Origin of the sequence: Terribacillus saccharophilus, assembly GCF_046592895.1 — a bacterium.
Classification (GTDB): Bacteria; Bacillota; Bacilli; order Bacillales; family Amphibacillaceae; genus Terribacillus; species Terribacillus saccharophilus_D.
The window spans coordinates 25465-40610 of record NZ_JAWVPU010000007.1 but is presented as its reverse complement, the minus strand read 5'-3'; the positions used below and the strand labels follow the sequence as shown (position 1 = coordinate 40610).

Here is a 15146-nt window from a genome sequence, read left to right as displayed (position 1 = left end):
ATATACGTTTCCTACGCCTCCTTTACCTTGTTTTTATAAGTAGGAATGGAAGCCCACTCCGGCATATTCCGGTCGATTGCCGCCACCATGACGGTCATATCATCTTCTATCTCCCCCTCACTGTGGCGAACGACCTCCTCGAGAAGTAAATCAGCCATTTCCTGCGGGACTGTCGTCTTCATTTCCCTGATTTTACGTTTTAACCAGAGATCGGTATTTTCCACATGACGCGGTGCCTCAAAGATGCCATCGCTCATCATGACGAGCAAATCGCCAGGCTGCAGCTGTTCTTGGACGACATCCACCTCCAATTCCTGGACGATACCGATCGGTAAGTTGCCTGACTCTATTTTAAGGACCTGCTCACCACGTTTGATGAAACTTGGCGTCGATCCGATTTTAAGGAATTGGACAGCTGCGTCATGCAAGTCGATGACTGCCAGATCCAATGTCGCGAATATCTCTTCATTGGAGCGGAGCGCGAGGATGGAATTGATTGATTTTATCGCCACTTCTTCCCTGATCCCGGATTGCAGGATCTGCTGAAGCAGACGCAGTGTCTCGGTGCTTTCCTCATGTGCTCTGTCTCCATTTCCCATACCATCACTGATTGCGATTGCGTACTTGCCCGCCCCTAGTTCGATCGTGGAAAAACTATCCCCAGATACGAACCCCCCACCTTTTGCCGCATGCGCCACCCCTGTATCCACAACGAACTTCTTAATGGAAGCAAACGCCAGGAAACATGATTTTTCCGGAAATGGCGCAATTTCTTCCTTCGTTACGACGACAGTCTCCCCCAGAATGTCGGATAAAATTGGACCTATCAGCTTTTGCCCTTCACCATGATAGCCCTGTATGGATACATGCATCTCGATATCGATGCTTCCTTTTGCAAGAGAGAAGACATCCAGTTTATCCACGACTAAGCCAGCCGCCCGCAGTGCAGCCATCATCTCGACCTCTTGATGTTCATGGTTCTCTTTTTCTTTGACGATTTCTTTTGCAAAATCGCCCATCACCTCCGATACACCGTTCAGCTGATCGGCAACAAAGCGGCGGCTTTCCTGCACTTGCCGCCGCAGCATCTGATTTGCTTGATGGAAACTCAGCTCATGCTTCATCGTTTCGATCACTTTCTTCGATTTGACGCAATGGGACTCCAGATTCCGCTCCAGCAGCTTATTCGGCGGCCCACCATCCTCCATATCATCCTTGAGACTTTCCATTAATTGATACGTACGGTCAAACTGCTGCGCTCCCCAGCATCGGTCTTTTTTGAAGCACAGCTGACATGTCTGCTCGGTCACATTGCCAAGCAGGAAATCCGTCTCCCGACTTCGTTCATCCTCCGCCGTCCTGTCTGGTGTCGCGAAGCTTTTCGCCAATGCATCGAATACATTGGAAAACTGCTGCACACGATTAGCCGTGACATCCCGTACTTTTTGCAAATATTGCTCCTGCTCCTGACTATGTTCTGCAGTACCGGGAACAAAACGGGACATGCGCCGAATCCAGCTGTCCGGCGTCAAGACGAGCAGCAGGATACTGACAGCCGAAGCAAGCAAGGATGGATATACCTCCTGCAGGCCTTGCTCCTGCCCATATACACCGATCAGCAATGTGCCTATGATCAAGCCGATGCTTACCCCGAATTTCTTCCCGTCCTTCAATAAACCTCCCAACAAACCCGCAAATGCTAAGAGACTCATTTCATAGAGACTGGCAACATTGGCCAGGCTGAGGATCAAGCCGGCGACCACCCCGACCGTCGCCCCCATCGCCGCCCCGCCGATCAGAGCAAGCAGCAGGACAAAATAGCGGGAAAATATCTGTTCGACCCCGGCTCCTTGAACCTGCCAGCCGATCGTACCGGTCAGGACCGACGCGAGCAATATGATCAGACAGACAATTTCTTCATTTTTCAATGCCGGGTAGTATCTTTTTATGGATAATAGCGGAATGCTCTGCATAAAGATGATAAAGAGTACAGAACCAAGGATCCCTTCCACACCTATCATCATCCAGTCGAAGCTGGATAGTGTATGTTCATAAGAGATAGCCAGCATCCTCGGCAATGCGCTTGCCAGAAAGACGAGCACTGCCATGACCCGGATTTGATGCGGTATCTTTTTACAAATCATGGCCAGGAAATAAAGGACGAACGCTGAACCTGCTATATACAAGCCATGGGACCAATGGTAAGTGGAAGCCCCTGCCACTGTTGCAAGCGTAATCTGCAGCATCCTTTTCCGCCTGGTCAGCCAGATCGACGCCAGGAACGCTGCAGCAAATGGGGAAACAGTCGTGAGGACAACAGCCCGTCCAAGCAGGAAACCTACCAAAGCCAAAAGCCATGCTTTTTCTATCAATAGAAGTTTCGCAAGATCGAACCCCTTCTTCTTCCAATTCTCCAGCCGCTTTGGCTCCACTCCGTAAATGCCCCATTTCTTCCTTGATACTGTTTCCATTTCATCGAACACTCCTATCCTCATATTTGCCGAGGCTCTGTGTACATACTATGGCAATCCCCGGGACAAACTCTTATTTGAATAAAGTCATTTAACCACATCCTGTCTTCACAATTTGTCAAAAGAACCGAGCGATACCTTAAAACATTTCGACTTAATCCCATACCTTCTCACCGGCTTCAACACATCTTGGACAGCATAAGCTTTTTTGCGCCAAAATCTCTTGTCGTAATAGGCTCTGGTAGCGTATCTCTTGTCAGAAAACTTTTATTTTTCATGGGAAGCGTTTTCCATGAAACTTCGTTATTGCATTTTTATTTAATAGGAGTAAAATAGTTCCTACTGAAACAGTTCGCATGCGAACTATTTTTTTGTTGAGGGGATGACTGCTTTGACTGATGAGGAAAAGATCAGCCAAGTAATCCAATCGTTTCGATGTCTGAATCAAGCTTTTCACAAGCAATTTTGGCATAATGCTGATCAATTGGGTGTGACTGTCGTACAGCTGCACATCCTGAAAGTATTGGCGGACGAGCCTGGAACTGGCTTGAATGATCTTGCCCACAAGGTCAACGCAAGCAAGAGTACAGTAAGCGAAACGGTGGAAAGGCTTGTACAAGCTGAATTGGTGAAACGGGAGCGCTCGACACACGACCGCCGCGCAATCGTTCTGTCACTGACTCCAAAGGGACTGGAGCAGAAGAAGACAGCTTACCGAACCTATTTGCAAAGATTGGGGAACATTTCAGATTTAAGCACGGAGGAAGTCGAGACATTATTATCACTTCATGCCCGTTTGCTAGATAAGATCACTACTCAAGGAGATGAAACAACATGAAAGATCGTTCTGCTTATGTAGATCCGCAGAAGTTAAAAAGAGGCCCGATCGTAGCGATTTTGGTTCTAGGCGCATTTGTAGCCATCCTGAACCAAACGCTGATGAATATCGCGCTTCCTAAAATGATGGTGGATTTGGATATCCAGGAAAACACCGCTCAATGGCTGACAACAGCATTCATGCTAGTCAACGGTATCCTGATTCCGATCACTGCCTTCTTTATGGAAAGATTCACAACCCGCAGCTTGTTTATTACCGCAATGAGCTTGTTCGCAATCGGAACACTCATTTGTGGCGTAGGACCTGAATTCACAACTATCCTGATCGGCCGTATTGTACAAGCAGCCGGTGCCGGTATCATGATGCCATTATTATTCAACACTGTATTGAGCTTGTACCCAATCGAAAAACGCGGTAGCGCAATGGGCGTCATCGGACTTGCGATGATGTTCGCTCCGGCAATCGGACCTACACTTTCCGGATTCGTTGTCGAGCATACAACTTGGAGATGGTTATTCTTCATCATCCTTCCAATCGCTATCATCGATGTAATCTTGGCATTCTTTGTTTTACGCAATGTGACAAAAACACAGAAATCCTCAGTTGATGTATTTTCTGTGCTGCTTTCCACTGTAGGATTTGGCGGATTGCTTTATGGTTTCAGTGTGGCTGGAGACAAAGGCTGGAGTTCCGCACCGGTAGTTTCTACACTTGTCGTGGGCGGAATTGCATTGCTGGTCTTCATCATTCGTCAGCTGACAATCAAGAAACCGATGCTTGAGTTCCGTGTATTCAAATATTGGATGTTCTCCCTATCGACTACAATCAACGTAGTCATCACAATGGCAATGTTTGCAGCAATGCTATTGATCCCGATATTCACACAGAACATGCTTGGTTATTCACCGCTTAAATCAGGTTTGCTGCTATTGCCTGGTGCACTTGTATCAGCGATCATGTCACCTATCACAGGTAAACTATTCGATAAAATCGGTGCTCGCCCGCTTGCATTGATCGGACTTTTGATCACGGCGATCACAACTTACTTCCTAAGTACGTTGTCCATCGATACAACTTACACATACATGATGACTGTTTATACTTTCCGTATGGTCGGTGTATCCATGGTTATGATGCCAATCATGACAGCTGGTCTGAATCAGCTGCCAAAACGCTATTATGCACACGGTACAGCAATGGCAAACACACTTCGCCAAATGGCAGGTGCCATTGGTACTGCACTGCTAGTTACTGTGTATTCGACACATTCAAAAGATCACATCACAGATATGATCACATCTGGTACACCACAGCAGCAAGCAACATTGCTTGGTTCCATCGAAGGTATCAACGATGCATTCTTTGTTGCAACAATCATTGCAGCAGTAGGTTTCATCCTTTCCTTCTTCTTAAGAAAGGTTCGCCCTGCTGATGAAATCGAACAGGAACAATCATCTGCTACAACAACACCAGTCGGAAAACCTTCCGAAACTCATTAATCGAAAAACCTGCATCCGTGTTGGATGCAGGTTTTTTTATATGTTTGCTAAATGATCGGAAAGATTATAATCATGTACTTTCCATTTATCTTCGATGAACTGGATATTACTCAAACAAGCATTCACAAGACGTGTATTTTCAAGATCGTATTCACCTGGGGAGACAGTCGATAAAATCGCAGAAATGACTGCTCCATGTGCCACAAGTAAGACTTTCTTGTCCCCATACTTCGCATTTACTTCCGTCAAAGCTCCCATGACCCGTTTAACAAGATCTTCCCATGACTCCATTCCCGGAAAATCAAAGCTCGGGTACTTTGCCTCACGTTCTTCCCTCGTAAGGCCTTCCGCCTCGCCAAAGCCTCTTTCAACGAAACCTTCCATTTCCACAAGCGGAAGCTGTAAGGCCTCATTGATGATATCAGCCGTCTTTCTGGCCCGCTTCATCGGACTGGCGATCATCATATCGAAATCACTTCCTGCCAGGTAGTCGCGCGTTGCCTGTGCTTGTTTGATCCCTCTTTCATTCAATGGGATATCCGTACTTCCTTGCACTTTGCCTAGCTTGTTCCAGTCTGTTTCTCCATGTCTTACAAGACAAATCATACTGAATTCCCTCCCCCATGCTCGATATGCTTACTATACCGTATTTTCTTGTCGGTACGGTATTGATAAATTTATTGTTGACATTAGTCAAATGCTGTTGTATTATATTATTTGTGCTTTGAAAGATTAAATTCATATGGCGGTGTAGCTCAGCTGGCTAGAGCGTACGGTTCATACCCGTGAGGTCGGGGGTTCGATCCCCTCCGCCGCTATCCCTAAAACAAGGAATGCAAATTGCATTCCTTGTTTTTTTGTGTTCTGCATACAAAAAAAACGGATGCTTGTTTCAGCATCCGCTTTCTTATTTTATATCTCAAGATTTGCATTTTATCAAATCCCAATATATAGACAGCAAGTTTAACCTTTTTTAGCGCCTCTGCCACCACGTTTTGATTCTGTGTGTTTCTTAAGGGACGCAAGACGGTCCTCTGAATCCTTCAGGAAGCGATTCATTTTTGCTTCGAAATTCTCGGGACGATCACGATGACCACCATGTCCGGAACCTCTGTTGTTGTTGTTGCGACGTGCTGGCGGCGGATTATCTTTCGCTTTCTTGATTGAAAGTCCAATCTTTCCGTCCTTTTCATTAATGACTTTGACTGTGATCATATCACCAACAGACAAATGTTCATTAATGTCTTTCACGTAATTATCGGCAACTTCACTAATATGCACTAAACCAGTAGAACCGCCTGGCAATTCCACGAATGCTCCGAAATTAGTGATTCCCGTTACCTTACCCTGATACTTGCTGCCTACTTCAATTGACATAAAAAAAATGCTCCTCCTTAAAGTTTGAAAGAAATATACTACTTATATATTATATAAAAGCATTGAAAAGGGTGTCAATAAGAGGGTTCCTCTTCGGTGATTTTAAATATGGTCTCACCGTCTTTTGAATAGAAGTAGTTCGTCCTGGCTATTTCCAGTACGTAACTCTTATCGTTCAATAGTTCGATCTCCTCTTTTAGATCCTCTTCTTTTTTTTGCAAGCTAGCCAGCTCTTCCTGCTTTTCTTTGTATTCCGTCTGCTTAGCTGCATAAACGCCGCGCTGATGAACATGATATCCTATCATCAGACCAAGCAGGACAACTGCAAAAGCGGCGAACAAGATCAAACGCCGAAAGAGTCTTTTTTGTTTTTTTCGCTGCCGCTCTGCATGTGCGTCATATTGTCTTGTGTAGCTGGACTCCATCTTTGTTACATTCCGTTTTTTTCTTGCCACGCCAGTTTTACCTCCTCGTCCTGCGCAGTGAATGGGACATCTTCTTTGCTATATTCTTCATTTTACTATATATACCTGCTAATTTGGAGTATATTTTTCGGTACTTCCCAGGTGTCAGCTTCCACACGATCCGCCCCACAAGACGGATTGGGTAGAATAGGATGGATAGAACAAGCAGTATCAGTTTCCATAGAAGCGCAGCAGCTCCCCCTGCCAGCAGAAGCACACCTTGTACCAACAGTCTGATCGGTGTCACGATGAGCACCTGCAAAATCCTCCTGAGGATGAAAAGGGTTTGCCGGATGATGCGGATGAGCAATTCGAGTATCCGCTGATAGCTGGTCTGGAATAAGGCACGATATCCTGCAAACCCACATAGCAATGCCAAAAGAATATAAAAGCGCATTTCCCCCTGGTTCACTTGGAACAGCAGGAAAAATAACAATAACGTCTGCATCAGCCAAAAACCGCATTCCATGATATAACGCATGACAATCTGCTTTTTCCAGTGCCGTTCAAAGCGGCGGAATGTATCCATGGCTGCACCAAGATAGACTCCGCCTGCGATCATCGACACAATAGTAAGGAACTGGACAGTCAGTGTCATTTGAAGAGCTTGCTAAAGAGTCCTTTAGCCTTCTCCCCATGATGCTCATCCAAATAGGATAGCTCCTGGATTTTGCCTTTGATCGATACCTTCCCCTCCTGCAGATCAAGATTCTTCATATGCAGGTTATTCCCGCGGATGATCATGTAACCCATCTCGGTCTGAAGCAGGAATTCTTCGCTATCGAAGCTATCCACTTCCTTTACACCGCTGATCTCAAGTGATTTTCGGCTGAACATTTTTATATCATGGTCCGCTTGTACTTTCCGGGGTTGATCCATCGATACCGCCTCCCTTTATCCCTAACAACTTATGAAGGAAGGGACAAGGTTAGAACGGTTTTATTGTACAGGCTCTTCCTTTTTGACTGTATATAATGTGGCAGCATCTTCCTTTTTGACAGCTTCTTTCAACTGCTGCACTTCAATCGTAAGCAGCTTCTGTCCAAATCGGATCGCCATCTCATCTCCAACCGCTACAGTCGTAGAAGCCTTTGCTTGCACACCATTGATCGTTATACGGCCTTGATCGGCAACTTCTTTTGCCAATGTCCGCCGTTTGATCAATCTGGAGACTTTCAGGAATTTATCCAAACGCATATCATTCACTTCCCTTATCCGTACTTTTACCCATTATTGCCTTATGTAAAGCAATTTCTGGATTTATTTTATAATAGCCCGCATAAGAAGCAATAGCAAATAGAAGCTCTCCAACAACACCTTCCTCCAACTCTGCCTCTGTTGCCCTTCTGCTGTACTCGGAAAGCACTTGGGCCAGATTGGAAGGAGAGGCCTTTTTCTTGCCAAGCTCCGCTGCTTTCATCAGTTCCGGCTGCAAGGATGTATTCTCGTTCTGCTTGTCCTGCCCCGCCTTTTCTTCCTGCTTGATCGCGTCCCAGCTTTCGCTCCGCTCTTTTTCTGTTTCCAGAACCGCTTCTCCGAAAACATGCGGATGACGGCGGATCATTTTCTCAGACACACTTCGAATGACATCATCAATAGAGAAGTAACCATCATCTTCACCGATTTGACTGTGCAGCATCACTTGAAGCAAAACATCACCAAGTTCCTCGATTAGGTTTTCATCGTCTTCATTATTGATAGCATCAATCAGTTCGTACGCCTCTTCAATCAAGTAGCGTCTCAATGATTCATGCGTTTGCTCTTGATCCCAAGGACAGCCTCCCGGAGCTCGCAGGGTCTGAATTATTTCACGTAGTCGGTAAAATTTATGATTCATCTCCAAAGAGACTGCCGGAGGTACATAGACACTCATCAAATTACTGAATTCCACACTTCTGTCCAAGTCTTCCAGCGCCACTGTCTTGATACTTTCATCCGAGCTGCCGACAGCATCCACAATCGTAATCGGATACTCTGGCGGTAAATCTTCCAATAATTCCAGTTTCACTTCCGAGGCTACCATTTGGTCATATACCTGGCAGAAGATGAGATGTTGTCTGTATTCCAGCTCATTCCGCTTAAATGACGTTGCATCAACAAACTGGAAACCATCAATCGGATCGATACGCAGTGCAGAGAATAAATCATCCAGAAAGCTCTGCCCTCCGATAATCTTCACGTTTACTTCTTGCTGTGCCAACAGAAGCTGCACTGTCATTTCAGCCAGCATCGGATGACCTGGCACTGCATAGATCAGTGAGCCTTCCTCCGCCTGTCGGAACAAACTATTGGCTATCTCTTCATAGACAGATTGAAAATCTGGATGATTTTCGTAAATTTCGTCATAGGAGTGGAACTCCACCCCTTCTTCCTCAAGTGTTTTGACAACAGGATGATCCTTCGTCCTTACAAAGATAGGCTCCCCATGTTCTTTTAATTTCTTATAAATACCTAGTGACAATTGATTTATATCACCGCCACCAAGGCCGACAACTTCAATCGTATGTTTCATTTTTTTCTCCTTTCAAAGCGCAGCAAATGCTTGCTGAATGGCAGTGATTCCAGCTCTGTCCGACTGAACGCGCCAGTCTTGATCAAGGTCACTCCATACAAGGACGCACCAACCACTACAGCAAACAATACATACCCTAATAACAAAATTCGTGTTTTCACGTGAAACAATTCGACGGCAGCCACATATAAAAGCCCGACTGCGACAAGCATGGACAACAATCCGACAAATAGACTTTTCCATGGAAGTTGGAACAATTTGATATCCGGTACATGCCGTTTAAGTAAATATATATTGCAAAACAATATGCATGCCACAGTGACGACAGTCGCTACCGATGCGCCCATGATTCCATAAACCGGTACGAGCCATTCATTCAAAAACCACTTAAGCAGAAAACCGAATGCTATAATAGCAGCTGTCTGCTTCCATTTTCCGATTGTCTCCAGCATCGAAGCTGTCGTCAATGTAAGGGAACAAACAAAAATCGTCAGCGTGAAGACCTGCAATGAATATGTACCAACATCATCCTTGAACAACAGTTCATTGACTAGCGGAAACAACATGATCAACCCAGCCGTTGCTGCCGCTGATAACAAGAAGCTGAGCTTCCAACCGCCATGCAGCAAGGAAATGACAGCCTTTTTCTCATGCAGCAGCTGATCTTTGGTAACGGAAGGCACAAATGCCAATGCCAGGGAGGAACCGACGACAATACCTAATTGAACGAGCGGCTGTCCCCGATCATATATCCCCTTCCATTCACGCGCTTCCTCCAAATTCAATCCATGATCGAGCAAACCTGAAACAAGCGTAAAGGCATCGGCAAACTGCAATAACAGCAATAGCATATAGTTTAGACAAATAAAAAGGCCGTATACTAGAATCGTCTTTATGATATAGCCCCATGGTAGACGTTGTGCCATCGGTGAGATAATCGGTTCTCTCCTTATATAAAGGCAAAGTACGATGATACCAAAACTTGCTCCTACTAAAGATGCCAATGCAGCTTTCGCTCCAATTTCGTACAAGTCACTTCCTGAACGAACAAGCAGGAATGTGACAGCCAAGATCAACCCTACACGTACTAGCTGCTCGACTACTTGCGAAACAGCTGTTGGTGTCATATTCTGCTTTCCTTGATAAACACCCCGCAATATCGAAGTGAATGGCACAGCCAAGAAGATGAAAGACGCTGCTTGCAGCGGCTGCATCAAAGCAGCATCCCCCATCAAGTCAGCTATTTGCGGGGCGGCCGAGTATAGCAGGATACAAGTGATTACGGCCATGCCAACCAAAAAGCTCCCTATCGGCAAATAGAAGGAACGCAAGGAAGGCGCTGTACGTCGATAATGTTCAGCAACCAGCCTGGACACCGCTGCAGGTATACCGTATAACGCCAAGCTAGCAGCAATTCCGAGGAAAGGATATACCTGCTGATAGATATAAAATCCTTTATCGCCCACTATATTCTGAAACGGGACACGATAGCCCGCACTTAAGATCTTCGTGATCAAACCAGCGACTGCCAGTACAAAAGCACCGTGAAACAGCCGCTTCATTCCTAATCCCATCCAATGACTCCTCCAACCTTTTCCTATTGGGATTATACCACGAGAAAATTACCATATCCTGCTTTTCGTTTGATACCGAAAGAAATCCCGCAACATGTTCCGTTGCGGGATTTCTTTTTTCTATTCCATCTGTCTTGCAAGGAAGTTAGCAGCCGTTTCAGCTGCTTTTTCTTCCACTTTGCTAAGTTCGCCATCATTACGGCTGACGATGATGACGCATCCTATCGGGTCGCCGCTGGCGATGATCGGACTGACCACGTATGCTTGCACTTCTTCTTCTTTATCATCCACTAGTTCCACATTGCCGGCTTGATTGAACGTGGCGGTCGTTCTGTCTTGCATTGCTTTTTCGACGACAGAACCGATACCTTTATTCATATATTCTTTCTTTGATTCACCTGCAACTGCAATATATTCATCACGGTCACAAATCAGGACACCATGATCGATCGAGGTGAATAATGCTTCTGCATATTCTCTTGCAAAATCACCCAACTCGCTGATCGGAGAGTATTTCTTCAAAATGACCTCACCATCACGATCAACAAAGATCTCCAGCGGATCCCCCTCTCGAATGCGCAGTGTCCGGCGTATTTCCTTTGGGATGACAACTCGTCCCAAGTCATCGATTCTACGTACGATTCCTGTAGCCTTCATCTTCCATTGCCTCTCTTTCTGTATCATAAGCTGCTCTGGGGTATTTTCTACTTATTATGAACAAAAGAAGAATTCACCAGTTGTGCTGTTAGTATGATACACATCGGCATTACTATACATTTCCTGCCGACTTTTTAGAATGGAAGCTAAAGAATCAGCTGGCTCGTTTCAATTCGCGGATAGCCTGGATGAATTCTTCGGCAATTTCATACCGGCGCTCGTACGATTTACGGTCCCAATTGAAGACGATCTTCAGTTTCTTATCTTCGGTACCAAGCTGCACCATACGTCCATATTGGTTGGCAAAATCAAACAGCTTGCTGCCGTCCACATGCTGACTCATATCGGGATCGACCAAAATTTCCATACGCTGCTTTTTCTTTTTCTCACTGATGGATTCGATTTTTTCCCGCTTTGCATACATCTTCAGTGTCGTCACATGGAAGAGGTTGCCCACTTCCTCTGGATAGTCACCGAATCGATCAATCAGCTCTTCGCGCAAATCATGGATTTCCTCTTGGGAAGTGCAGCTCTGGAAACGTTTATACATATCGATTTTCTGTTTCTCATCTTTAATATAAGACTCGGGTATATAAGCATTGATTTCCAGATCAAGTTCCACTTCGAATGGTTTGATTTCCTCGGCTGGCTTGCCTTGCTTACGAGCTTCCACAGCTTCTGTGAGCATCTGCGAATACATATCGAATCCTACTGAATCGATGAAGCCGTGCTGCTGGGAACCAAGCAGATTACCCGCACCGCGGATGGACAAGTCTCGCATCGCAATCTTGAAGCCAGATCCAAGCTCCGTAAATTCTTTGATAGCCTGCAAACGTTTTTCCGCTACTTCTGTCAGTACTTTATCTTGCTGATAAGTGAAGTACGCATAAGCTACCCGATTGGAACGTCCTACTCGACCTCGCAGCTGATACAGCTGACTGAGACCCATTTTGTCCGCACTATCAACTATCAGGGTATTCACATTCGGGATGTCCACGCCGGTCTCGATGATCGTCGTGCTGACAAGGACATCATATTCTCCTTCCAAGAAGGCGAGCATGACACTTTCCAATTCGGATTCATTCATTTGTCCGTGTGCAAATGCCACTCTGGCATCATCCACAAGCGCAGCGATTTCCTGTGCTTTGCGCTCGATATTCTCTACTTTGTTATAAAGGAAGAACACCTGGCCATCACGCGCCATTTCCCGTTCGATCGCTTCGCGTATGAAAACTGGATTGTATTCCATGACATACGTCTGGATCGGGAATCTGTTTTCAGGTGGTGTCTCGATCACGGAGAGATCCCGCACGCCAAGCATGGACATATGCAATGTACGCGGGATAGGTGTTGCAGTCAATGTCAAAACGTCCACATTCGTCTTCAGCTGTTTCAGCTTCTCTTTGTGTTTTACTCCGAAGCGCTGTTCTTCATCCACCACTAATAAACCAAGATCCTTGTATACGATATCTTTGGATAAAAGACGGTGGGTTCCGACTACCACATCGATGACACCACTCTTCAGCCCTGTCATCACTTCGTTTTGCTGCTTGCGTGTGCGGAACCGACTCATCAGTCCGACATTGATCGCATGATCTTGGAAACGTTCCAGGATCGTCTCGTAATGCTGCTGCGCCAAAATGGTCGTTGGTACCAAGATTGCTACCTGCTTACCGTCGGCAATTGCTTTGAACGCTGCCCGGATAGCCACTTCCGTTTTCCCGTAACCAACGTCACCGCAAAGCAGCCTATCCATCGGTCGCTCCCGCTCCATGTCCTTCTTGATTTCTTCGATGGTGCGCAGCTGGTCATCTGTTTCTTGATAAGGAAACGCCGCTTCGAATTCCCGCTGCATTTCGGTATCTTCGGAAAAGGCATATCCTTTGGAAGCTTCCCGTTCGGCATAAAGCTTGATCAGCTCATCCGCAATATCCTCCACAGACGACTGTACCCGGCTTTTGACCTTCTTCCACTCTGTTCCGCCAAGCTTATAAAGCTTCGGTTCTTTTCCTTCTGATCCTACGTATTTCTGGACAAGGTCGATTTGATCGATCGGCACGAATAATTTATCGTCACCAGAATAACGGATCAGCATGAAATCCTTGTGCAGATTCTGGACCTGCAAGGTTTCGATGCCGACGTAGCGTCCGATCCCATGGTTGGCATGGACAACATAATCACCTACAGCAAGCTCCTGATAGCTCTTGATCCGCTCGGCATTGGATATCTTTTGCTTACGCTTTGGCCGTGCTGAACGCTTTTTGAACAGTTCGTTCTCTGTCAGCACTGCCAACTTATGAAAAGGCAGCTCGAAACCGCTGCTGATATTACCTATCAAAATAGTCGGCGTGCTCACCGGCAGAGAAACACGCTCCGAAATGATTGCTTCCATATCGTAATCAGCCAGAACAGCTTGAATCTTCTCTGCACGCTGCTGGGTAGGTGCCATTAAGATAGTAGAATAATTGCTCTTTTCCCACCGCTCCAGCTCATTTTTCAAAAGATGCATCTGTCCGTGGAATTGCTGCATTGCCCTGCAGGTGACATTTACGATATTTTGCGGCTGTGTATTCGGTATATGGCGCAGGAATACACTCAAATAAAGACGCGGCTGCTTCATCTGCTGCAGAACTTCATGCCAGTCAAATGATAATTTCAGCTGTCTGACAGTCTGATGCGCTTCCAGAAGACTCTGATGCCATTCTGCTTCCTCTTCATCGAGACGGTTGGCAGTTTCCTGAATCCGGCTCATTTCATCAAGGATGATATACCCATCTTCACCAAGATAATCTAACAGACTAGCTGGCTCTTCATAGAAATAGCCTGCATATTTGGCCATAGCTTGAAAGCGCTCCTGCTGGCGCAATCTCTCCAGATCCTCGCTGACAGCCTCGAGCACTTGCTGTTTATGTTCATCTGCCTGCAGCTTGCTTATCGTTTCCCCTAAAGCCTTCTCCAGCCGATCTGCCGCTCTGGCAATATCTTCACTATCGATGAGTAATTCCGTAGCAGGGCCAACTTCCACAGCATCCCTCTTTTCCAAAGAACGCTGTGTATCAGAATCAAAGTAGCGGATGGAGTCTACCTCTGTATCGAATAATTCAATTCTTATCGGATTCGCTTCGGTCAGCGGATAGATATCCAAGATACCTCCGCGCAAGCTGTATTCTCCCGGAGCTGCAACCATATCGGAGCGTTCGTAACCCATATTGACCAATGCACCTAAATAGTGCTCCAATTCAATTTCTTCCCCAACACGAAAAGCCAGCTGATAGCTTTCCCATTTAGCTGGTTGCGGCAGTATTCTTTTTAGTGCTGCAGCTGGAGCTACCAGGATGCCGTTCTCGCTTTGCATCCAATTCCGCAGTGCATCCAAACGCTGACTGCGAAGCTCAGGGCTTGAGATGGCTATCTCGGAAGCCAATAATTCATTCACTGGATACAAGTACACATTCGATTGCGTACTCAGCTCCAGCAAGTCTTCATAAAGTGTCTGTGCCTGTGTCAGCTGATGCGTCACCAGTATGACCTTCCGACGTATCGCATCTTGCAGGACCGTTGCCAGGACTCCCCTTGCCGAACCAGACAACCCGGTCAAAAGCTGTTCGTTCATCCCGGATTTTATCCCATTGATGACAGATTGAATATCATCCTGGGTCGAGACGAATTGCTTGATCTCTTGCATAGTGCCTCCCTCTGCTAGTACATGTCATAAGCAAAAAATGCCTTGGTTGAACACACCAAAGCTTTTTAT

General features: G+C 46.0%; 13 protein-coding genes and 1 tRNA gene. 3 read left to right on the top strand and 11 right to left on the bottom strand.

Going from position 1 to position 15146, the window contains the following annotated elements; genetic code table 11:
- Positions 1 to 11: 11 nt before the first annotated feature.
- Entirely contained in the window at positions 12 to 2471 is a 2460-nt protein-coding gene (spoIIE, locus tag SFC66_RS16980) for a stage II sporulation protein E (RefSeq protein WP_411219895.1), read from the bottom strand.
- A 391-nt stretch (positions 2472 to 2862) separates the two neighbouring features.
- Here spoIIE and SFC66_RS16975 point away from each other — a divergent pair, with 391 nt between their 5' ends.
- The gene (locus SFC66_RS16975; RefSeq protein WP_411219894.1) at positions 2863 to 3309 is read left to right on the top strand and encodes a MarR family winged helix-turn-helix transcriptional regulator; all 447 of its coding nucleotides are present in this window, start codon (positions 2863 to 2865) and stop codon (positions 3307 to 3309) included.
- The gene (locus SFC66_RS16970) at positions 3306 to 4808 is read left to right on the top strand and encodes a DHA2 family efflux MFS transporter permease subunit (RefSeq protein ID WP_411219893.1); all 1503 of its coding nucleotides are present in this window, start codon (positions 3306 to 3308) and stop codon (positions 4806 to 4808) included. The genes SFC66_RS16975 and SFC66_RS16970 overlap by 4 nt, the downstream gene beginning before the upstream one ends.
- A gap of 36 nt (positions 4809 to 4844) precedes the next feature.
- Here SFC66_RS16970 and SFC66_RS16965 read toward each other — a convergent pair whose 3' ends face one another.
- A complete protein-coding gene (locus tag SFC66_RS16965; RefSeq protein ID WP_411219892.1) occupies positions 4845 to 5414 on the bottom strand; it encodes a histidine phosphatase family protein in 570 nt (189 codons plus the stop codon).
- A gap of 138 nt (positions 5415 to 5552) precedes the next feature.
- Here SFC66_RS16965 and SFC66_RS16960 point away from each other — a divergent pair.
- Positions 5553 to 5626: transfer RNA gene (locus SFC66_RS16960), tRNA-Met, on the top strand.
- Positions 5627 to 5771: 145 nt separating this feature from the next.
- Here the strand turns inward: SFC66_RS16960 and SFC66_RS16955 are convergent.
- From SFC66_RS16955 to mfd, 9 genes are all read right to left on the bottom strand, one after another.
- Positions 5772 to 6185, bottom strand: coding sequence for a S1 domain-containing RNA-binding protein (locus tag SFC66_RS16955; protein WP_411219891.1), 414 nt, complete (start codon positions 6183 to 6185; stop codon positions 5772 to 5774).
- A 74-nt stretch (positions 6186 to 6259) separates the two neighbouring features.
- A complete protein-coding gene (locus tag SFC66_RS16950) occupies positions 6260 to 6640 on the bottom strand; it encodes an FtsB family cell division protein (protein WP_411219890.1) in 381 nt (126 codons plus the stop codon).
- A gap of 7 nt (positions 6641 to 6647) precedes the next feature.
- Positions 6648 to 7247, bottom strand: coding sequence for a spore cortex biosynthesis protein YabQ (yabQ, locus tag SFC66_RS16945; protein WP_411219889.1), 600 nt, complete (start codon positions 7245 to 7247; stop codon positions 6648 to 6650).
- Entirely contained in the window at positions 7244 to 7528 is a 285-nt protein-coding gene (gene yabP / locus SFC66_RS16940) for a sporulation protein YabP (protein WP_411219888.1), read from the bottom strand. Before yabP ends, yabQ begins: the two co-directional genes overlap by 4 nt.
- 60 nt (positions 7529 to 7588) lie before the next feature.
- The gene (locus SFC66_RS16935) at positions 7589 to 7846 is read right to left on the bottom strand and encodes an RNA-binding S4 domain-containing protein (RefSeq protein ID WP_411219887.1); all 258 of its coding nucleotides are present in this window, start codon (positions 7844 to 7846) and stop codon (positions 7589 to 7591) included.
- A 1-nt stretch (position 7847) separates the two neighbouring features.
- A complete protein-coding gene (gene yabN, locus SFC66_RS16930; RefSeq protein ID WP_411219886.1) occupies positions 7848 to 9161 on the bottom strand; it encodes a bifunctional methyltransferase/pyrophosphohydrolase YabN in 1314 nt (437 codons plus the stop codon).
- Complete coding sequence (locus SFC66_RS16925) at positions 9158 to 10735, bottom strand: putative polysaccharide biosynthesis protein (protein ID WP_411219885.1); 1578 nt, start codon at positions 10733 to 10735, stop codon at positions 9158 to 9160. The genes yabN and SFC66_RS16925 overlap by 4 nt, the downstream gene beginning before the upstream one ends.
- Before the next feature lie 120 nt (positions 10736 to 10855).
- Positions 10856 to 11392, bottom strand: a complete 537-nt coding sequence (gene spoVT / locus SFC66_RS16920; protein ID WP_411219884.1) for a stage V sporulation protein T — start codon at positions 11390 to 11392, stop codon at positions 10856 to 10858.
- A gap of 154 nt (positions 11393 to 11546) precedes the next feature.
- Positions 11547 to 15077, bottom strand: a complete 3531-nt coding sequence (gene mfd, locus SFC66_RS16915; RefSeq protein ID WP_411219883.1) for a transcription-repair coupling factor — start codon at positions 15075 to 15077, stop codon at positions 11547 to 11549.
- Positions 15078 to 15146: the final 69 nt, after the last annotated feature.